The following is a 21,293-nucleotide window of genomic DNA, read 5'->3' as shown; positions in this document are numbered from 1 at the left end:
CATGAGCGACTGCCACGATTGTGGGATCGCGAAAACCGTTCCTGCTCTCGGTGTAGTACCTCCGCCCAAAGCCGCGATCCAGCGCCTGGTCGCCATCGTCGGCCCACCCAATTCGGGTAAATCAACACTTTTTAATAGACTTACCGGGCTCCGCCAGAAAGTCGCCAACTTCCCTGGGGTCACCGTCGAGCACCACCTCGGCAAGGCCCACCTGCCTGGCCACCACGACGTCGACCTCATCGACCTGCCCGGTGTCTATAGCCTCCAGCCCCGCTCCGAAGATGAACGCGTCACCTTCGATGTGCTGAACGGGAAGAAGGATGGCCTGCGGGCCCCCGACGCCGTCGTGGTCGTGTTGGACTCCACCAACCTCGGACGGCACCTGCCTCTGGTCGCCTCCATCCTTGGCCTGCGACTGCCCACCTTCGTTGTCCTGAATATGGCCGACGACCTCCGCCAGCGCGGCGGCAGCGTCGATGTCGAGTCGCTCGCCAACGAACTCGGCGTACCCGTGGCTCTCATCAGCGCCAATACCGGCGAAGGCGTCAGCTCCGTTCTGCGCTTCCTCACCGGCGGCATCGCCATCCCCAAGCCAGTGCAACTGCCGGTTTTGAACGACCTGCCGGCCTGCCGCCAGTGGGCGCGCCGCGTTTCGGACGACTCCGGCTACAACAGGCCTGCGCCTCCCTTGTGGACGCGCCGCCTCGATAGCGTCTTCCTTCACCCCGTCTGGGGTCCGCTGGTCTTCATCCTCGTCGTCGGTGCTGTATTCCAGACCATCTTCACCGGAGCCCGCCCCCTGATGGAAGGCGTTCAGGCCGCCATCGGCCACTCCGGCCAGTGGCTGCGCGGCGTGATGCCGGACAATATCATCCGGTCCCTCCTCATCGATGGCATCTGGAGCGGCGTCGGCGCCGTGCTCGTCTTCCTCCCCCAAATCCTGCTGCTCTTCCTGTTCATCGCCGTCCTGGAAGACTCCGGCTATCTGGCCCGCGCCGCGCTGATTGCCGACCGCACCATGGCCCGCGCCGGCCTGCAGGGCAAGAGCTTCATTCCGCTGCTATCGGCCTATGCCTGCGCCGTGCCCGCCATCATGGCCACGCGCACCATCGAGAGCAAACGCGACCGCATCGCCACCATCCTCGTCGCCCCGTTCATGACCTGCTCGGCGCGCCTGCCCGTCTACACCCTGATCATCGCCGCCTTTGTGCCCGACAAACCCTTCATCGGCCCGTTTATCTACACCCGTGCCGCCGCCATGATGGGCTTGTATGTTCTTGGGTTCGCCGCTGCCGTCTTTACTGCCCGCGTCCTCAAGTCCTCCATTCTCAAGAGCGAACGGACGCCCTTCGTCCTCGAGATGCCTGCCTACCGCATGCCCACCTGGAACTCCATCGGCCTGCGCCTGCTGGACCGCACCAAGGCGTTCCTCAAACGCGCCGGCACCGTCATTCTCGCCGTCACGGTAGTCCTCTGGATCCTGTGCAGCGTCCCCATGATCGACGGCAAAGCCCCGCCTATCGAACAGAGCCTGGCCGGAACCCTGGGCCGCACCATCGAACCCCTCATCAAGCCCCTGGGCTTCAACTGGAAAATCGGTATCGGCCTGATCACTTCGTTGGCCGCCCGGGAAGTGATCGTCGGCACCCTGGGGACAATCTACGGTATGGAGCCGGACCGTGACGCCGCGGGTCTCCAGGCCGCCCTGCACCGCGACCTCACGTTCGGGGGTGCCTTGGCTCTTCTGGTCTTCTTCGCCTTCTCCATGCAGTGCATGTCGACCCTGGCTGTCGTGCGTCGCGAAACCGGTGGCTGGAAGTGGCCCATCATCCAGTTCACCTACATGGGTGTCCTGGCCTATATCTGTGGTTTCGCGGTGAATCGAATCTGGGGCTAACTGCCTCTATTTGAGGACTTCCCGCGACATGCGGGCCAATGAGTCGCGCATGGACTGCAACTCGAGACCCTCTTCTGAGCTGTCGGTCTCGGGTGCAAACAGCGCCGCCGACCGGGCTACGAAATTGGGCTCCCGCACCATCTCGACAAAGACGGAGACGAGTTCCGGATCGCGCCACCCCATCTCCGACTCCTTGCCCAGGATCTTCATCGCCTCGTCCGGCGCAAAGGCCGACTTATAGCTGCGGCGCGAAGTGAGCGCGTCGTAAATGTCCGCCAATTGCAGGATCCGCGCCAGCAGCGGAATCTGTTCTCCGCCCAGCCCATCCGGATACCCTGTGCCATCCCACTTCTCATGGTGATTGCGGATGATGGGCAGCACCGGCGACAACGACCTCATGCGCCGGCAGATCTCCTCGCCCTTCCATGTGTGGGACCGCATGATGGTCCATTCTGCTTCCGTCAATACCCCTCGTTTGAAGAGGATGGAGTCCGGAATCGCGATCTTGCCAATATCGTGCAGGAAGCCGCCGCGATAGAGCGCGACCAAGTCCTCTTCCGGCAAGCCCATCGCCGTGCCCAGGGCAACGCTTAAGGCGGCCAATCGCTGGCAGTGATTCCCCGTCTCTTTGTCCCGCTGCTCCACGGTCTGCGCCAGGGCGAAGAGGATCGTTTCGGCCTCTTCCAGCGAGTCGATGGTCCGTTTGTTGCGGAGCATCGTCCGGATGCGCGTGCGCACCACGGCCGGCTGCAGCGGCTTGATCAGGAATTCGTCGGCGCCCGACTCCAGCCCCGCCACTTCGTTATCAATACCTTGGACGCTGGTCAGGATCAGGATGGGAATCAGCCGGGTGCGGCGGTCCGCCTTCACCTGGCGGCAGAACTCAAAGCCGCCGTACATCGGATGTCCCTGGGCCGGCATCATCATGTCGGCGATGATCAGGTCGACCGGTTCCCGTTGCAGGATGTGGAAGGCGTCCCCCGGGTTGCGGGCATCCAGCAGCCGGTAAGGACCTGCCTTGAGGATCCCCTTGATCAGCTGCCGGTTGATGTCCACACTGTCGACCAGCAGAATCGTCGCGCGGCCCAGCGTTTCGCTCACCAGCGCGTTGGCGGGCAGAAACAGGCGCGGCGCTTCTGGCGTCGCGGCCGGGGCCTCGACTTCTACCGGCGGTACTGCGCTGTCGTGCGGGTCCATCCCAAATACATCCAAGTGATTCATCGGCCGAATGCGTAGGCCGCTTTAGGTGTATATGGCCAGGAGGAATGCTACCTTCAATAACATGAGTCGCTATCTGCTCAGCCTGCTCACTCTTGCCGTTACCCCGGTGGTTGCCCAGTCGCTCGCCCAGGGTGAGAGGGACTACGCGCTCAGCGCCCTGCACGCCTCCCGCAAACTCATGCTCGACACGGTTTCCGGTCTCAGCGAGGCCCAGCTCAAATGGAAGCCCGCCCCGAACTCTTGGTCCATCATGGAGATCGCGGAACACATTGAAATCACTGAAGAGACGCTGCCGCAGCTGGTAGCCGCGGCGATGAAGTCGCCCGCTACCCCCGAGAAGAAGCAGGCGGATCCCCGCCAGACGGACTACGCCCTCATGAAGAACGTGCCGTTGCGCGACAAGAAACTCCAGGCGCCCGAGAACATCCAGCCCAAAGGCCGCTTCACGAAGATCGCCGATCTCGAGAAGGCGTTCCGCGCCGCGCGCGACCGCGATATCACCTACATTCGTGAAACCAAAGACGATCTGCGCAATCACTTCAGCACCCATCCAGCCTTGGGCGACCTGGATGGATTGCAGTGGTACATTCTGATCGCCGCCCACACGGAACGCCACGTCAATCAGATGAAGGAAGTCCTGGCGAGCCCCGGTTTTCCGAAGAAGTAGCCCTTTTATTTCAATTGTTTGAGAGCCCAGCCGAGGGCGTGCAGATAGTCCACATGATCCGGCGCCGAGTTGCCGGCAAAGCCCAGCACGCGGAGACGGCCGGCGCGTGTTTCGCTGAGCATCTGCATCCCCAGCGGGCCCCACTTGAGAATCGCCTTCTGCTTGAGGCCCAGCTGGGCCAGCATCCAATCCGTCGTCTCCGTGGTGCTGGCGAAAGTACCTGGGAAGACCTCGGAGTGGAGCACCAGCATCCGCTTCTGCCCCGCCGTGGCCAGCCTCGCATACTCGAGAAACACATCCAGGTCCGCCGCGAGCGGGCGCCGTGCTTCGGCCGGCGGTTCGTAGTCGGAGTGCAACCCGTCCAGCAGGATCACCCCGTCGACCAGCGCGGCATTCCGGGGCTGGCGCAGGAGCTGCCGGATCGCCCCATAGCCCGCGCTGAAGCCCGAAAGATAGATGGGCCCGAATTGGCGGCCGCCGGCTGCATTCAGCACGGATGCAAGCATTTCCGGATCACGTACCCCTTCGCCGTAGACGCGCGAACCGGAACCGAGCTGGACCGCCAGGACCGCTGCCTTCGGCATTGCCTTCCGCACCGATTGTTCGGCCAGCCACGGTTCGCCGTGGAAGTGGATGACCAGCGGGAGCTTCCGCCCACCGGCACGCTCCGGCAGTAGGATTGAGCCCAACTTTGTCTGGATTCGCTCGCCGGCGAGGTTAAGGCGTAGGATGCGTTCGTGGGCCCGGGTGTTCTCCACCATCGGCGAGGGCGCCTGGACGAGCTGGAAGGCAAGGATCGGAATCAGCATTCAGGGCGAGTTTACCCTGTCTACTGGATCTTGCGCATGATGCTGTTGACGTAGTTCTGGGTCTCGCGAATGGGCGGGATTCCGCCTGCCGCGTCTACCCGCGCCGGACCGGCATTGTAGGCGCCCAAGGCCATGGGCACGTCGCCTTTGTACTTGTCGAGCAGCACGCGCAGGAACTTGCTGCCGGCGAAGACATTCTCCTGCGGATCGAACGGGTTGCCGACATTGAGGCCGGCCGCGGTGTCGGGCATGAGCTGCATCAGCCCTTGCGCCCCGGCACTGCTGACGGCACACGGTTTGTAGCCGGATTCCTGGGAAATTACGGCCCGTAACAGGGCGGGCATGATCGAGTTTTGTTCGGCCGCCTTGGTGACAATTGGCCCCAATTGACTCTCTTCCATCGGGGCGCAATCCGTGGACGCGACTGGTGAGCTATCGGGCGATGGGGCCGTTGTCGGCTCCCATTTTCCGGCAGGCTGTTTAGCAACCGAGGCCTTCTGTTTCTCGACGGAGGTTCGCTGGTTTGTGAGGGCGCCGGAAGTGCCGGAGAGCGCATCCTTCTGCTTCTCGATGGCGGCCCGCTGGCGTGCGATGGCGGCCTCCTGCGCGGATTGCGCGCAGCCCGGCACGGCCGCCAGACACACGAACGCGCAAGTGGCAAGTAGTCGCCTCACATCGAGAATATCGGCTACTGCTGCAAGAACATTACGGTTTACATTCATTTACATACCTTCCAGCCCGAAATGTAATCTTCGTCTCCGCACATGGCGTCTTCACTAACGTGCACGCCATTTCCAGGTTGATTTTCTGCGCCATGCTGCTCGGCATCGGCTGCTGTGCCACTGCGCAAACGTCCTGGAGCGGCCGCGTCGTGTCCGGCGGTGCGCCGCTGCCCGGGGCGGTGATCACGGCGAAGCAGGGTACGCAATCGTGGAGCACGGTGACGGACGAGTCGGGCCACTTCACGCTCGAGAACCTGCCCGCGGGCACGCTGAATGTCGAAGTCCAGCAGTTTGGATTCCAGCCGCTGCGCCGCGAGGTGAAGGTGGAGGAACGGGCAGCGCCGCTGGACCTGGCGATGTCGCTGCGGCCATACCGGCCGGCGGGCCTCGGCCGCGGAACGATGGCCGCTGGCCAGCGCACACAAGCTACTGAGAACACGGCGGAAACACAGGTTGCACAAGCAATGGAGCAGAGCTCGGTGGCTGCCGTTCCGGCGGCCGGCGGCGAAGGCGGCGAGGTGTCCGAGTCGTTCCTGGTGCAGGGCTCGCTGAGCCGTGGATTGCAGCAGCAGGACAACCCGAACATGATGGCCTTTGGACCCGGCGGCATGATGGGCGAAGGCGGCCCGGGCGGGATGATGGGCGGCGCCGGCGGCGCGATGCCGGGAGGGGAAGGCGGAATGGGCGGCGGTGGCGCGGCCATGGGTGGAGGAATGGGCGGTGGCGGCGGCTTTGGCGGCCGCGGCGGCGGAGGCGGGTTCCCCGGTGGCGGCGGTGGTCCCGGTGGCATGGGCGGCGGCCGTGGAGGCCCCGGCGGGCAGGGCGGCCCCGGCATGATGGGCGGCGGACGTCCCGACTTCGCGAACATGACCCAGGAAGAACGGGAGAAGATGCGCAAGCAGTTTCAGGACCGCATGCGACAGGCGAGTGCCGAGGGGTTCGGCAACCGGTCGCGCCGGGTAAGGGACCAGATCCGCGGCGGCGCCTTCTTCACCTTCCGCAACGCGTCCCTGGATGCTTCGCCCTATGCCCTGAACGGGCGGACGGTGGAGAAGCCGGGCTACTCGCAGGAACGCTTTGGCGTCTCCCTGGGCGGTCCGCTGAAGCTGGGCAAGCTCCTCAATGATGATAAGACCTTCTTCTTCCTGAACTACTCCGCTTCGCGTGGCGACAACGCCTACAATTCTTACTCGGTGCAGCCGCTGACGGCTTACCGTACGGGCGATTTCAGCAGCCTGGCGTCGACGATCTACGATCCTTTGACCGGCTCGCCGTTCCCGGACAACAAGATCCCGGTGACGCGAATCAGTTCCGTGGCCAACGGCCTGCTTTCCTACATTCCGGCGCCGACCGATAGCGGCTCGCTGCAGAACTACCACTACACGACGACACAGCCGCAGTCCAGCGACACGCTCAGCTTCCGGCTGAACCGGACCCTGACGAAGAAAGACAGGCTGGCCTTCGACACGAACTGGCAGCGGCGTTCCGGTGAGAACGTCCAGCTGTTCGGGTGGCGGGACCCATCGAGCGGCCGCGGCATCAACAACAACCTGAGCTGGTCGCGGTCGTTCTCTCCGACGCTCATCCAGAACCTGCACATGCGGTACAACCGCAACTACAACGAAGTGATCCCTTATTTCGCCAATGGCACGGATGTGGCGTCGCAGCTGGGGATTGCGGGCACCTCCAGGGATCCGGCCAACTATGGGCCGCCGAACCTGAGCTTCACGAATTACGGGGATTTGACGGACGGCAGCCGGTCGCGGCGGTCGGTGAATACCTTTGTGTTTGGCGATGGTTGGACGTTCGTCCGCAAGAGCCATACTCTTTCGGCCGGGTTCGACTTCACACGGACACAGCAGAACAGCCTGGCCGATTCGAATGCCCGGGGCACGTTGTTCTTCGGCGGCCTGGCGACCAGCGCCCTGACTTCGGCCGGCCTGCCGGTTTCGAACACGGGCAACGACTTTGCCGATTTCCTGCTGGGGTATGCGCAGCAGAGCACGATCCGCTATGGCACTCCGGACACCTACCTGCGGTCGTCCCAATACGGCGTGTATGTGCAGGATGAGTGGCGGGCGAAGCCGAACTTCACGCTGAACCTGGGGCTGCGCTGGGAAGATTGGGAGCCCAACACGGAGAAGTACAATCGCCTTTCGAACCTCGACCTCGCGGCCGGGTATACGGCGGCGGCGGTGGTGACGCCGGGCAGCAGCAGCACGTTCGGCAACGGGACGATTCCGACGGGCATGGTGCGGCCAGACCGCAACAACTTCGCTCCGCGCGTCGGCCTCTCCTACCGGCCATTCAAGAAGAAGCGGACCATCATCCGCGCCGGATACAGTCTGTTCTACGACAGCTCAGTGATCAGCCGCATCTCGTCCCGGCTGGTGGCCCAGCCGCCTTATGCGGTGAGTTCGACGTTCAACACCAGCACGGACAATCCCCTGCTGATCACGAACCCGTTTGTCGGCCCGGCCGATACGACGATCAAGAACTCGTACGCGGTGAACCCGAACTTCAACCTGCCGTATGCGCAGACCTGGAGCGGCTCAGTGCAGCACGATGTTCACGGCTTCGTCGTGGAGTTGGGCTATGTGGGGACCAAGGGCAATGGGCTGGTGATTTCGCGCCTGCCGAACCGGGCGGCGCCCGGGTCGCCGTTGACCTCGGAAGACCGGCGTCCGATTCCATATGCCGTGGGCTTCACCTACGACAGCCCGGAGGGGAGTTCGATCTTCCACTCGGGGCAGCTGCGGGTGGTGCGGAGGATGCGCCACAGCATCGGCTGGACGGCGATGTACACGTTCTCGAAGTCGATTGATAATGCGTCGACGATCGGCGGGTCGGGCAGCACGACGGTGCAGGACGAGAACAACCTGGGGGCGGAGCGCGGCTTGTCCTCCTTCGACAAGCGGCACCAGCTCTCGTTCAACCTGCAGGCATCTTCTCCGTTTGGACCGAATGCCATGTGGATGAAGCAGCGCAACGTGCTGTCGAACATCCTGAAGGACTGGACGCTGAGCTCCAATGTGGCCGTGAGTTCAGGCAGTCCGTTGACCGCGAGGGTTTCTGGTTCGGTGGCGGATGCGGCTGGCAGCGGGGCGACGGGCAGTGCGCGGGCCGACGCGACGGGTGCGGCGATTGATTCGGGCACGGGGTATTTCAATACAGCGGCCTTCACGACGCCTCCAGGTGACCGGTATGGCAATGCGGCCAGGAACACGATTCCGGGGCCGGGTTCGTTCAGCCTGAACGCCTCGTTTGGACGGTCGTGGCAGGTGGGTGAGAACTCACGCCACCGGCTGGAAGGCCGGATTGAGACGACGAATCTGTTCAACCACGTCAATATCACCAGTTATGGAACGACGGTGAATGCCGCGAACTACGGCCTGGCCACGGCGTCCGGCGCGATGCGCAGTATTCAGTTCACAGTGAGGCTCCGGTTCTAGCCATGAAGCGCACACTACTCAGCCTGCTCACCTGTACCGCGCTGCTGGCGCAGAAACAGGACGAGACGCCGGTCTTCCGGACCTCGTCGAACCTCGTCATTGTGACGGTCTTTGTACGGGACAAGGACGGCAAGCCGCTGAAGAACATGAAGCGGGAGGACTTTGTCGTCACGGAGAACGGCAAGCCGCAGACGGTGAGCGTCTTCGATTTCCAGGAGTTGAGCGGGCCGCCGCGCGAGGTGCAAACCGTGGTGGAGGCCAGGCCGGAGGGGCCCGTGAAAGCGGCCGCGCCGGCAGCGGCGCCGACGGGCAGCCAGCGCTTTCGCGACCGCCGTCTGCTGATCCTGTTCTTTGACTGGAGTTCGCTGCCCGAGGCGGACCAGGTGCGGGCCAAAGCGGCGGCGGAGAAGTTCCTGCGGGAGCAGATGACGCCGGCGGATCTTGTCGAAATCGTGAGCTTTGGCTCCAAGTTAAAAGTGGAGCAGGAGTTCACCGACGATAAAGACGACCTGATGCGGGTGATCAAGCGGTTCCAGACGGGCTCGATGAGCGAGTTGGCCGCCGTGGGCGCCACGGACGTCGACAACAGCGACGATACGGCGTCTTATACGGCGGACGACACCGAGTTCAACATCTTCAACACGGACCGCAAACTAGCCGCGCTGGACGACTTGGCGCGGACGCTTTCGGCGCTGCCGGAGAAGAAGGCGGTGATTTACTTTTCGAGCGGCATCAGCCGGACGGGCGATGACAACCAGGCGCAACTGCGGGCGACGGTGAACTCGGCGGTGCGTTCGAATGTGAGCTTCTACCCGATCGACGTGCGCGGGTTGACGGCGGACCCTCCCGGCGGCTCGGCTTCGAGTGGCGGAGGCGCGCGCGGCACGGGGCTGTATACAGGACAGACGCAAAGCAACCAACGGCAGTCGATGTACGATTCGCAGGACACGCTGACGATGCTGGCCTCGGACACGGGCGGCAAGGCGCTGCTGGATAACAACGAGCTGGTGATGGGCATCCAGCAGGCGCAGGAAGACCTGCAGAGCTACTACATCCTGGGCTACTACTCGAGTGACGATCGGAAGGACGGCCAGTTCCGGAAAGTCGACGTCAAGATTGCGCCCACTTCCGCCATGCGGCAGCAGGCCAAGCTGGACTACCGCAAGGGCTACTTCGCCGAGAAGGAGTTCAAGAACTTCGGCACCTACGACAAAGAGAAGCAGCTTTCCGATGCCCTGCTGCTGGGCGATCCGGTGACGGAGCTGCGGCTGGCGCTGGAGGTGAACTGGTTCCGGATTGGGAAGGAGCGCTACTTTGTACCGGTGGCGGTGAAGATTCCCGGATCGGCAATCCCGTTGAAGAAGCAGGGCAGCGCGGAGACGACGACGTTTGACTTCATCGGGCAGATCACGAACGCCAAGGGCTCGATCATGGGCAATGTGCGCGACGCGATCAAGATCCAGTTGAGGGATCAGAACACGGGGCAACTGGCGAATCGAAGCCTGATGTACGACACGGGGTTCACGCTGCTGCCGGGGGACTACACCATCAAGATGCTGGTGCGCGAGAACCAGACGGGCAAGATGGGCACGTTCGAGACGAAGTTCCAGATTCCGGATCTCTCGGCGGTGAAGAGCGGGATGAAGATGTCGACCGTGGTGTGGAGCGGCCAGCGGATTCCGGTGACCGAGGCGGTGGGCCTGGCGGATAAGAAGCTGAAGAAGCAGGACACGCATCCGCTGGTGGAGAATAACCAGAAGCTGCTGCCGAGCGTGACGCATGTCTTCCGCAAGGGTCAGAGCATGTATGTGTACGCGGAGATGTACGACCCGGCGGCTCCGGAGCCGGCCAACAAGCCGGCGGTGACGGCGGCGGTGACAATTTACCAGGAGAAGAAGCTGGTGATGCAATCGCAGCCGGTGCAGGTGTCGGTGCTGCGGGCGAACCGGATGAATACGGCGGGCGTTTTGTTGGAGGTATCACTGGCGAGCCTGGCGCCCGGGGAGTATACGGCGCAGCTCAACCTGGTGGACCAGGCGGGGCAGAAGTTCTCTTACTCGCGGGCTCCGCTGGTGGTGATGGCGCGATAGGCGGATGGGTCAGACCAGGAAGAACCAGTCCCAGAAGGCGTAGAGGAGCAGGGCGTTGGCCAGGAGGAGGATGCTCCATACGAGCGCCATGGCCGCGGTGTTGCGCAGCAACTTGCCCGCGGAGGCGAAGGCTGGAAAGACGGGTAGGGCGTAGCGGACGAAGCTGTGCAACGGCGGCCGCGCGTTGGCGGTGAGCAGGAAGCACAGGGTGCCGAGAGCGTACCAGAAGTATTCCCAGCGGACGGGTCGCGAGAGCGCCGTACCGAACACCAGCAGCAGGGCCACGGCATTCATCCATACAAACCAGGTGATGTCGCCGGTGGTGTAGGTGAACGCGTCAGCGATTGTGGTCCACGGCCACGCCATGGTGGTGTGCCAGTACCGGGGGTAAGCGGCGGCGGAGAGGCCGAGACCCTGCCAGCGCAGCCACACGGGAAAGAGTAGGGGTCCGGTGAGAGCCAGCAGCAAGGGCGCAAAGCGGAACGGCCGCTGGCGCCATGCGATCCAGAAGAGCGGGGCCAGGACGACCATGCCGACGGCGCGGGAGAGGCAGGCAAGCAGGGCGAACAGCGCTGCCAGCCACCAGCGATCGTTGCGGGCAAACCAGAGGGACCAGACAGTGAAGCAAATGAGCAGCGGCTCGGCATAGCCTCCGAAGAGGACGAAGCTCATGGGCCAGACGAGCATGAGCGCCAAGGCGCGCTTCACATCCTGATCGCCAAGGTCCGATTTGAGGAGCAGGACGAGGCCCCAGAGGAGGAAGAAGGTGGCGATGCGGGCGGAGAGAACGGCTGCGGCATCAGTTGGCAGGCCCAGGGAGGCGAGCAGCCGGATGGCGGCGGGGTAGACGGGGTAGAAGACGGTGGAGGCGGGCAGGTCGTAGCCATATTCCGCTACATGGCGGTACCAGAGGGTGTCAAAGCGCTGCCAGACGCCCCAGGTGAGGTAGGCAGGGGTGAGCGAAGGCGGCGCGACATGATCGGCCAGGGAGGCGTTCATGGCGATGCGCTGGGGTGTCGCGCTGAAGGTAGGGACGAGCACGAGGGCGGCGAGCAGGTAGACGACGCTGAGGATCAGCGTGAGCCAGGCAGCGGTTTTTGCGGGATGGGACGACAGGTTCATCCGGGGCAGGACGCTCCCTGAGGCAGGATACTCCGTGAGGGGCGGGGTAGGGGAGCGGTCACTTGGACTGCTCGCGGTAAAGGTCGACGACCCAGGAGGGTGGGTCCGGTTCATCGCGCAGGCGGCTGGGTTTATTGGCGGCCACGGCCCAGCGGTGGAGCCACGAGGGGCCGCTTTCCCCGACATACCCATCGCGGCGGCGGTAGGCTTCATCCTTCATGGCTTTTTCCAGACTGATGAACGAGTAGCCGCGGCGGGTGAGCATGGCGGTGAGAGCGGGCAGGGCATCGGCGTTGAGCTGGTTGGCGTGGATGAGGAGAATCTGGGGCAGTTCGTAGCCGAGGGTGTCCTGGGAGAGGCGTTCAAACCAGGAGAACATGCGCTCTGAGTAGTCGACATAGCCGGTACGGATGCGGGTGGCGGCGGCCTGGTCGCCTTTCTTCAGGGCATTGTGATAGATGAGCGCAAACATGTAGTCGGAGGTCTCGACAGTGAAGGGCGCGATGCGGTAGCCCTTGCGCTGGAGGAAGCCTTCGAGGGTTTCGCGGGCCTGTTCCGTGTTGCCGGTGTGAGTGAACGGGTGGCGGAACCAGGAGAGTGTCTGGCCATGTTCCTTCATGAGCCCGCTGATCACCTGCTCGCCCTTGAGAATGTCTTCCTGGTAGCTGAGCATGGGCACCTTGTTGATATCGGGGTGGGAGTAGGTGTGATTGCCCAGGGGGAAGCCGGCATTGAGCCATTGCTGGAGGAGGGCGATGCGCTGGGGGCGCTCTCCTTCGACGTCGAGCTTGTTTTCGTTGACGAAGCCAATCGCCGGGACTTTGGCCTGCTTGAGTCCATCGACCAATTTGGTGGTCATGGCCGTGAGCTGGTCGAGGGGCAGTTGCGCTCCGCAGTTGGGCAGGTCGTCGTAGGTGAAGGCGACGCTGCGCTTGGGGGCATCCTGCGCGGCGAGAGGCAGGCACAGGAACACGATTAGAAATAGAATCATGGGATGCGTTTGGCTCTAATCTTAGTCTCTATCGTCTCGTTCGCTTTTGCTCAGCAGATCCCCCGGCCCGAACACCCTCAACCCCAGTTTATGCGCAATGCGTGGGTGAGCCTGAACGGCCCGTGGGCGTTCGAGTTCGACGATGCGGGCAAGGGGCTGCAGGAGGACTGGGCGGCGGCGGGCCGGAAGTTCTCGAAGTCGATTGTGGTGCCGTTCTGTTTTGAGAGCAGCCGGAGCGGGATTGGCGACACGTCGTTCCACCCGGTTGTCTGGTACCAGCGGAGTTTCACGGTGCCCGCGGAATGGAAGGGGCGCAGTGTGCTGCTGAACTTCGGCGCCGTGGACTACCAGGCGGAAGTCTGGGTGAATGGGCGGAGCGCGGGTTCGCACGAGGGCGGGAACACACCGTTCAAGTTCGATGTCACGCCGATGTTGAAGGCGGGTGCGAATACGGTAACGGTACGGGCCTGGGATCCGCCGACGGACCGGGCGATCCCGCGCGGCAAGCAGTATTGGGAGCCGAAGTCGCGCAGCATCTTCTATACGCGCACGTCGGGCATCTGGCAGAGCGTGTGGCTGGAGGCGACGGGCGCGAGCCGGATCGATTCGCTGAAGATCGATGCGTCGACTACGGGCGCGGTGGATTTCCAGACGCGGATCGCGAATCCGGAAGCGGGTTTGACGCTGGCGTATACGGTGAAGAGTGGCGAAACGGTGGTGGCGACGGGGACGGGCGCTGTGTCGGACGGGAAGTATGCCGCGGCGGGGGCTTTTGTGCGGAGCCCGCGGTTGTGGTCGGTGGAGCGGCCGAATCTCTATGACGTGACCTTGCAGCTGAAGAAAGGCGAGACCGTGATCGATATGGTGCAAAGCTACTTCGGCTTCCGCAAGATCGGGCTGGAGAACGGGCGGGTGACAATCAACGGCCGGCCAGTTTATCTGAAGTTCGTGCTGGACCAGGGCTACTGGCCGGAGAGCCTGCTGACGCCGCCGTCGGACGAGGCGATCCAATACGACATCCGGATGACGAAGGAGATGGGATTCAACGGAGCGCGAAAGCACCAGAAGCTGGAAGATCCGCGGTTTCTGTACTGGGCCGACAAGATGGGTTTCCTGGTGTCGGACGAGATGGCCAACGCCTATCTGTTCGATGAGCAGTATGTTCAGCGATTCCAGAAGGAGTGGATGGAGGCGGTGGAGCGGGACATCAATCACCCGTCGATCATCATCTGGGCTCCGCTGAACGAGAGTTGGGGCGTGCCGGACGTGACAGACCCGCGGCAGCAGAGCCACCTGCGGGCGTTGTACCACATGACGAAGTCGATGGACCCGTCGCGGCTGGTGATCGACAACGAGGGGTGGCAGCATACGGAGGCTACGGATCTGTTCGCGGTGCACGATTATACGGCGAACTACGACGGGTTGAAGGCGCGCTGGGCGAAGGTGGAAGTTAAGCCGGGGGCGGCGCTGCCGTCGCATGGGATGAACTATCTGGCTCCGGGGAATGTGTATAACGGGTCGCCGCTGTACCTGAGCGAGTTTGGCGGGATTGCGTATATCCTGCCGGGGTCCAAAGTGCCGGCGGAGGCGTGGGGCTACTCGGGTGTCGAGAAGACGCCGGAGGCGGCGCTGGGCCGTCTGAGCGGGCAGTATGACGCCATCGCACAGAGCCCCATCATGGGGATCTGCTACACGCAGATCACCGATGTGGAGCAGGAGATCAATGGCCTGATGAGCTACGATCGCAAGCCCAAGTTCGACGTGAAGAAGCTGAAAGAGCTGAACGACCGGCTGAAGTAGGGCGCTACTTTTCGGCTTCGAGCAGGCGTTTGGCTTCGGCCAGCGCCTGTTTTTGCGGTTCGGAGACGGTGGGGTAGTGCAGTTTCAGGCCTCTCAGGGTTTGGTAGATGATGCGGGACACGGCGAGCCGGGTTACCCATTTGTTGTCGGCCGGGATGACGTACCAGGGCGCTTCTTTCGTGCTGGTGGCACGCAGACACTCTTCGTAGGCCTGCATGTATTCGTCCCAGTGGCCGCGTTCCTTGGCGTCGGCGGTGGAGAACTTCCAGTTTTTCTCTTCCTGGTCGATGCGATCGAGGAAGCGGCGCTTCTGCTCGTCGCGCGAGACGTTCAGGAAGAACTTGAGCACGACTATGCCGTTGTTGAGGAGGTACTCCTCGAAGTTGTTGATCTCGCGGTAGCGGCGTTGAAAGATCTTCTTGTCCTTGAGATGGGGCGGAAGTTTCTGGCCCTCGATGATGGCGGGGTGGACCCTGGTGATGAGGACTTCCTCGTAATAGGAGCGGTTGAAGATGCCGATGCGGCCGCGTTCGGGCAGGGCCTTGTAGCAGCGCCAGAGGTAGTCGTGATCGAGCTCCTCACTGGAGGGCGCTTTGAAGCTGTACACCTGGCAGCCTTGCGGATTGAGGCCGCCCATGACGTGCTTGATGGTTCCGTCCTTGCCGGCGGCGTCCATGGCCTGGAAGATGACGAGGAGCGCGTAATTGTCCTGGGCGTAGAGTTTGTCCTGGAACTCGGCCAGCAGATGGATGCCCTCCTCCAGGGCGGCCGTGGCCTGTTTCTTGTCCATGGATTTCGGTTTCCAGGCGGCATCGAAGTCTTTGGTGATCGACAGTCTTTTGCGGCCGGGCGGGACGATCATCCTGTCGATGGAACCGTCGATCCGGGCGCCTTCCTGCTTCTTCATTGAGCCTCCTCCGGGAAGTGAAGCGAGCTGTTGAGCCCGCTGCTGATGAGTATCGGAAATGAGTGGGAGGGAGTCAACGGAGGCAGCGGGCAAAGTGGCTAAGATGAACAGGTGCTCAGTAAACGAATCCAGGCGCTGTTGATCTCCGTGGTGTTGCTGATCCCGTGTTTCTGGCACAAGAGCATTCAGGCGGGCGACCTCTCGAGTCATCTGTATAACGCCTGGCTGGGGACTGAGATTGCCGCAGGGCGGGGGGCCGGGCTGGAGGTGGTGACTCCGGCGACGAACGTGCTGTTCGACGGGCTGCTGCTGGGGCTGATGAAGGCGGGCGGCCCCTGGGCGGCCGAGCATGTGAGTGTGGCGCTGGTGGTACTGATTCTGTTCTGGGGCGCTGTGGCCTGGCTGAGGGCGGCGACGGGCAGAGAGTCCCGGGCGTTTCTGCCCTGCCTTGCCATGCTGGCCTACGGCTGGGTTTTTCACAACGGCCTTTTCAATTACTACGTGTCGTGCGGGCTCTGTTTCTGGGTGCTGGCTCTGGCTTGGCAGCCGAAGCGGGGCCGGCTTGCGGCCGCAGCGGGATTGCTGGTGCTGGCTTATGCGGCGCATGCGATTCCCGTCGCGTGGTGCTGCGGCGTGCTGGTCTATGTGTGGGTGGCGCGGAGGGTGCCGGCACGGTTCGTGCTTTGGCTGCCTGTTGCGGCGATGGTGGTGGTAGGGGCGGGGCGCGTGCTGATCGAGATGCGCTACCAGACGCTTTCGACGTTCCACCAGGTGCTGGAGATGTCGAGTATTGACCAGGTGTGGGTATTCGGGCCGAAGTACATTGCACCGGCCGTGGTGTTGGGGATGGTGTGGGGGTTCCTGCTGTTGCGGCTGTTGTATTCGCGGCCGATCCAGGAGTTTCTAGGGAATGTGCTGGTGCAGTTGTGCGCGGTGATGGTGGTGGTAATTCTCGTGGCGCCGACGCGGGTGGAACTGGGCGGTTACCGGATGGCGCTGTCGTTTATTACCGAGCGGCTGACGCTGCCGTTCGCGGTGCTGATCTGCGTCATGCTGAACCAGATGGAGGCGCTGCCGTGGCAGAAGGTGGTGCTGGGCGTGGCGGCCGCGTTGCAGTTCTCGTTCCTGTATGTCGACACCCGGGCGTTGAACGGGTGGGAGGAGCAGGTGATCGCGGCGATCCGGCCGCTGCCGCCAGGCTCGAGGGTGGTGAGTTCGCTGCACGACTGGACGAGCCGGTCGCTGCTGTGGAGTCATGCTCTTGACCGTGCGTGTATCGGCCGCTGCTACAGTTATCAGAACTACGAGCCGGGTTCCCTGCAGTTCCGGATCCGGTCTGTCAGGCCGAATGGAATCGTGATGCACGATCCGGCGGATTCCAAGCAGGTGGACAACGGGGCGTACGTGGTGCGTGCCGCGGATCTGCCGTTGTACCTGCTGGCGCCCTGTCCGGAAGGGCGGCTGTGCGTCAGGAGCATGGCGGCGGGCGAGCGGGTGCCGTCGTCGGAATTGATGCTATTACCCGCATTTTGGTAGGGGCGCGATCCGGACAAACTGGCTAAGATAGGCTGGTGATCGGGAAGCGGCTTCGGGCTTTGGTCATCTCGGCAGTGTTGCTGATCCCCTGCTTCTGGCAGAGCCGGATCCAGGCTGGGGATCTCTCCAGCCACCTGTATAACGCCTGGCTGGGCACGGAGATCCAGGCCGGGCGTGGTGGAAGCCTGACGGTGTCCGCCCCTGCCACCAATGTCCTATTCGACTATGTGCTGCTGGGGTTGATGCGGCTGGGCGGGCCGGGCGTGGCGGAACGGGTGAGTGTCGCGGGGGCGGTGCTGATCCTTTTCTGGGGGGCGATGGCCTGGCTGCGGGCGGTGACGGGCAAGGATTCCCGTTTCGCGATGCCTTGCCTGGTGATGCTGTCGTACGGGTGGGTGTTCCACGTCGGGCTTTTCAACTTCTATCTTTCCTGCGGGCTGGTCTTCTGGGCGCTGGCGCTGGCATGGCCGCAGGAGCGTCCACGGCTGACAGCGGCCGGGTGTGTGCTGGCCCTCGGGTATACGGCGCATGCGCTGCCAGTTCTTTGGGGCTGCGCGTTGCTGGCTTATGTGTGGACGGCTCGACGGCTGCCGGGCGCCTGGAAGGTGTGGCTGCCACTGCCGGCGATTGCCGCCATCCTGGCGGGACGAATGTTCGTGGTCACGCACTATAGGACCGCATCCTCGGCGCACCAGGCGCTGGAGATGTGGGGCATCGACCAGTTCTGGGTATATGGGGCAAAGTACGCGCTGCCGGTGGTCCTGGTTGGCTTCCTATGGGGGGCGCAGATGATCAGGCTGATGAAAAAGCTGCCTGGGCGGCTGCTGGCGGTGAACGTGCCGCTGCAGTTCTGTGTAGTGATGGCGATTGGAGTGGTGGCGGCTCCGACGCGGATTGAGCTGCCGGGGTACCGGATGCCGCTGACGATGATCACGGAGAGAATGACATTGCCGTTGGCGGTGCTGATCTGCGTGATGTTGAGCCAGGTGCGTCCGGCCCGCTGGCTGCCGTGGGGGCTGGCGGCGGTGGCGGTGCTGCAGTTCTCCTTCCTGTACGCGGATGCGCGGGCGCTGAACTGGTGGGAAGACGAGGTGGTGAGAGCGATTGCGGCGTTGCCCCGGGGCTCGCGCTTAGTGTCGGCGCTGAACGATCCCACGACGCGAGGGCTCCTGTGGAATCACGCGATCGACCGTCCCTGCATCGGCCGCTGCTACAGCTACCAGAATTATGAGCCGGGTTCCTTCCAGTTCCGCATCCGGTCGACCGGGCCGAATGGAATCGTGATGCACGAGCCGCGGGACGCAGCGGCGGCGCAGCATGGGGAGTATGTCGTGAAGGCTACGGACCTGCCCCTGTATCAGGTGATTGCCGGCCAGGACCGCCGGCTGAGCGTGGTAGGGATGTCGGCTGGAGAGCGGATGCAGGCGACAGCGTTGTCGATTGTGCCGGCGTGGTGGTAGGGCGGGTGCGGCAGGCAAAAGAAAAGAGCGCCGGCGAGTGGCCGGCGCTCTTTTTGTCGGAGGGTGGATTGGGTTATTTGCCTTCGATGCGCATCCCGTAGAAGGAGCGGTAGACGAAGACAGTCGAGATGAGGAAGAAGATCACCGCCAGGATGTGCGACAGCGGGGAGGAGGGATCAGACTTCCGCATGGAGACGGCCAGTTCGACGGCCAGCAGGCCGAAGAGGGTGGTGAACTTGATGATGGGGTTGAGGGCCACCGAAGAGGTGTCCTTGAAGGGGTCGCCGACGGTATCGCCCACGACGCAGGCGGCGTGGAGCTCGGTGCCCTTGGCTTTCATCTCGGTTTCAACGATCTTCTTGGCATTGTCCCAGGCGCCGCCGGCGTTGGCCATGAAGATGGCCTGATACAAGCCGAAGATGGCGATTGAGATCAGGTAGCCGATGAAGAAGTACTCTTCGATGAACGCGAAGGCGAGGGTGGAGAAGAAGACGACGAGGAAGATGTTGAACATGCCCTTTTGGGCATACTTCGTACAGATCTCGACGACCTTCTTGGAGTCTTCCACGGAAGCCTTTTCCGTGCTTTCCAGTTTGATGTTGTCCTTGATGAACTCGACCGCGCGGTAAGCGCCGGTGGAGACGGCCTGGCAGGATGCGCCGGTGAACCAGTAGATCACCGCGCCGCCCGCGATCAGACCGAAGAAGAACGGGGTGTGCAGGATGGACAGGTTGCCGACGAGGCTGGGGTCGAGGCCGTTGGTGAGCGCCACGATGATGGAGAAGATCATGGTGGTGGCGCCGACGACAGCGGTGCCGATGAGCACGGGCTTGGCGGTTGCCTTGAACGTGTTGCCGGCGCCGTCGTTCTCTTCCAGGTTGTCCTTGGCGACTTCAAAATTGGGTTTGAAGCCGAAGTCCTTCTCGATTTCCTTCTCGATTCCGGGGATGGATTCGATCATGGAGAGTTCGTAGACGGACTGGGCATTGTCGGTGACGGGGCCGTAGGAGTCGACGGCGATGGTGACCGGGCCCATGCCGAGGAAGCCGAAGGCGACCAGGCCGAGGGCGAAGACGGCCGGAGCCATCATCAGGCTGGCCAGGCCGAGCAGGGAAACGCCATAGGCGATACCCATCAGGCCGAGCATGGCGAAACCGAGCCAATAAGCCGAGAAGTTACCGGCAATGAGGCCGGAGAGGATGTTCAGCGAAGCGCCGCCTTCCTTGGAGGAGATGACGACTTCCCGGACGTGGCGGGATTCGGTGGAGGTGAAGACCTTCACAAACTCGGGGATGAGGGCGCCGGCGAGCGTACCGCAGCTGATAACGGTGGCAAGTTTCCACCACAGTGACGTGTCGCCCTTGAGTTCGGGCACCATCATGTAGCTGACGATGTAGGTGAGAACGATGGACAGGATGGAGGTGAGCCACACCAGAGTGGTGAGGGGGGTCTCGTAGTTCATCTTGTCGACGTTTTCGTACCGCGCCTTGGCGATGCCGTGGTTGATGAAGTAGCTGACGCCGGAAGCGATCATCATCATGACGCGCATGACGAAGATCCAGACCAGCAGCTGAACCTGGATGGTGGCGTAAGTGGGGCCCGCGACCTTTTCGTTGATGCCGAGGAGGATGAAGCTGATGAGCGCGACGCCGGTGACGCCGTAGGTTTCGAAACCATCGGCCGAAGGTCCAACCGAGTCGCCAGCATTGTCGCCCGTGCAATCGGCGATGACGCCGGGGTTGCGGACGTCGTCTTCCTTAATCTTGAAGACGATCTTCATCAGGTCGGCGCCGATGTCGGCGATCTTGGTGAAGATGCCGCCGGCCACGCGCAGGGCGGCCGCGCCGAGCGATTCGCCGATGGCGAAGCCGATAAAGCAGGAACCGGCCAGTTCACCAGGGACAAACAGCAGGATGAAGAGCATCAGGAGCAGTTCGACAGAGATCAGCATCATGCCGATGCTCATGCCGGCCTGCAAGGGAATGTCGTAGCAGGGGAAGGGCTTGCCGCGAAGGCTGGCAAAGGAAGTGCGCGAGTTGGCGAAGGTGTTGACGCGGATGCCGAACGCCGCTACGCCGTAGCTGCCGCCGATGCCGACCAGGGAGAACAGCAGGATGATGATGACCTTGTAGAGGGGCATCGCCTGCAGGTAACCAAAGTAAAAGAGAATGATCACGCCGATGAAGCACTCGAGGATCATGAGGAACTTGCCCTGCGTGGTGAGGTAGGTCTTGCAGGTTTCGTAGATCAACTCAGAGACTTCCAGCATGGACTTGTGCACCGGCAGGTTCTTCAGCTTGGTGTAGAAAATCAGGCCGAAGAGGAGACCGAACACGCAGACAACGAGGCCGCCCATGAGGAGCGTACGGCCGCCGATGCCGCCGAGGAAGGTTGCGGAATTCAGATCGGGCAGGACGAGATTGGCTTCTCCGCCGTGGTGTTCAGCAGGCTGGGCCAGCAATGGCATCGAGCCCGCCATGGCCAGGATGGCCATGAGGAGCAATGGTAGGATCGCCCGCAGGGAAGTTCGAGAGAAACCCCGCGCGGCGCCTCCTGTTTGACTTGAGGATGCCTTCCGCCCTTGGGCGGACACGGCTTCAGTGGATAACATCGATCAAT

14 protein-coding genes are annotated in these 21,293 nt (G+C 62.9%); 7 read left to right on the top strand and 7 right to left on the bottom strand.

What is annotated here, in order from left to right; genetic code table 11:
* The first annotated feature begins 1 nt into the window (after position 1).
* On the top strand, positions 2 to 1,897 hold the full coding sequence (feoB, locus tag ACR9Y2_RS39120) for a ferrous iron transport protein B (RefSeq protein ID WP_435047360.1): 1,896 nt from the start codon (positions 2 to 4) through the stop codon (positions 1,895 to 1,897).
* 6 nt (positions 1,898 to 1,903) lie between these two features.
* Here feoB and ACR9Y2_RS39115 read toward each other — a convergent pair whose 3' ends face one another.
* The gene (locus ACR9Y2_RS39115) at positions 1,904 to 3,094 is read right to left on the bottom strand and encodes an HD domain-containing phosphohydrolase (protein ID WP_435047359.1); all 1,191 of its coding nucleotides are present in this window, start codon (positions 3,092 to 3,094) and stop codon (positions 1,904 to 1,906) included.
* 85 nt (positions 3,095 to 3,179) lie between these two features.
* Here ACR9Y2_RS39115 and ACR9Y2_RS39110 point away from each other — a divergent pair, with 85 nt between their 5' ends.
* Entirely contained in the window at positions 3,180 to 3,785 is a 606-nt protein-coding gene (locus tag ACR9Y2_RS39110) for a DinB family protein (RefSeq protein ID WP_435047358.1), read from the top strand.
* A gap of 5 nt (positions 3,786 to 3,790) precedes the next feature.
* Here the strand turns inward: ACR9Y2_RS39110 and ACR9Y2_RS39105 are convergent, their stop codons facing one another.
* Positions 3,791 to 4,594 (bottom strand): hypothetical protein, encoded by an 804-nt coding sequence (locus ACR9Y2_RS39105; protein WP_435047357.1) that lies wholly within the window; start codon positions 4,592 to 4,594, stop codon positions 3,791 to 3,793.
* 20 nt (positions 4,595 to 4,614) lie between these two features.
* The gene (locus ACR9Y2_RS39100) at positions 4,615 to 5,316 is read right to left on the bottom strand and encodes a lytic transglycosylase domain-containing protein (RefSeq protein WP_435047356.1); all 702 of its coding nucleotides are present in this window, start codon (positions 5,314 to 5,316) and stop codon (positions 4,615 to 4,617) included.
* A 92-nt stretch (positions 5,317 to 5,408) separates the two neighbouring features.
* Between ACR9Y2_RS39100 and ACR9Y2_RS39095 the strand changes: the two genes are divergently transcribed.
* Positions 5,409 to 8,768: a carboxypeptidase regulatory-like domain-containing protein gene (locus ACR9Y2_RS39095; protein WP_435047355.1), complete on the top strand. Its 3,360-nt coding sequence runs from the start codon at positions 5,409 to 5,411 to the stop codon at positions 8,766 to 8,768.
* A gap of 2 nt (positions 8,769 to 8,770) precedes the next feature.
* Complete coding sequence (locus ACR9Y2_RS39090; protein WP_435047354.1) at positions 8,771 to 10,858, top strand: VWA domain-containing protein; 2,088 nt, start codon at positions 8,771 to 8,773, stop codon at positions 10,856 to 10,858.
* Between the two features lie 9 nt (positions 10,859 to 10,867).
* On the opposite strand, the gene ACR9Y2_RS39085 is transcribed toward ACR9Y2_RS39090, so the two are convergent.
* On the bottom strand, positions 10,868 to 11,980 hold the full coding sequence (locus ACR9Y2_RS39085; RefSeq protein ID WP_435047353.1) for a hypothetical protein: 1,113 nt from the start codon (positions 11,978 to 11,980) through the stop codon (positions 10,868 to 10,870).
* Positions 11,981 to 12,038: 58 nt separating this feature from the next.
* The gene (locus ACR9Y2_RS39080) at positions 12,039 to 12,971 is read right to left on the bottom strand and encodes a polysaccharide deacetylase family protein (protein WP_435047352.1); all 933 of its coding nucleotides are present in this window, start codon (positions 12,969 to 12,971) and stop codon (positions 12,039 to 12,041) included.
* A 3-nt stretch (positions 12,972 to 12,974) separates the two neighbouring features.
* Between ACR9Y2_RS39080 and ACR9Y2_RS39075 the strand changes: the two genes are divergently transcribed.
* On the top strand, positions 12,975 to 14,771 hold the full coding sequence (locus ACR9Y2_RS39075; protein WP_435047351.1) for a glycoside hydrolase family 2 protein: 1,797 nt from the start codon (positions 12,975 to 12,977) through the stop codon (positions 14,769 to 14,771).
* A gap of 4 nt (positions 14,772 to 14,775) precedes the next feature.
* Here the strand turns inward: ACR9Y2_RS39075 and ACR9Y2_RS39070 are convergent, their stop codons facing one another.
* A complete protein-coding gene (locus ACR9Y2_RS39070; protein WP_435047350.1) occupies positions 14,776 to 15,678 on the bottom strand; it encodes a polyphosphate kinase 2 family protein in 903 nt (300 codons plus the stop codon).
* Between the two features lie 111 nt (positions 15,679 to 15,789).
* Between ACR9Y2_RS39070 and ACR9Y2_RS39065 the strand changes: the two genes are divergently transcribed.
* Both ACR9Y2_RS39065 and ACR9Y2_RS39060 read left to right on the top strand, forming a co-directional pair.
* On the top strand, positions 15,790 to 17,214 hold the full coding sequence (locus ACR9Y2_RS39065) for a hypothetical protein (RefSeq protein ID WP_435047349.1): 1,425 nt from the start codon (positions 15,790 to 15,792) through the stop codon (positions 17,212 to 17,214).
* Between the two features lie 59 nt (positions 17,215 to 17,273).
* Entirely contained in the window at positions 17,274 to 18,674 is a 1,401-nt protein-coding gene (locus ACR9Y2_RS39060; protein ID WP_435047348.1) for a hypothetical protein, read from the top strand.
* 73 nt (positions 18,675 to 18,747) lie between these two features.
* Here ACR9Y2_RS39060 and ACR9Y2_RS39055 read toward each other — a convergent pair whose 3' ends face one another.
* Positions 18,748 to 21,168 carry a sodium-translocating pyrophosphatase gene (locus tag ACR9Y2_RS39055; protein ID WP_435047347.1) on the bottom strand — a complete coding sequence of 807 codons (2,421 nt, stop codon included), beginning with the start codon at positions 21,166 to 21,168 and terminating at the stop codon, positions 18,748 to 18,750.
* Positions 21,169 to 21,293 lie beyond the last annotated feature (125 nt).

It is taken from the genome of Paludibaculum fermentans, assembly GCF_051172195.1.
Taxonomy (GTDB): Bacteria; Acidobacteriota; Terriglobia; order Bryobacterales; family Bryobacteraceae; genus Paludibaculum; species Paludibaculum fermentans_A.
Note: the sequence above shows the minus strand (reverse complement) of the source record. Positions and strands in the feature narration are given on the sequence as shown.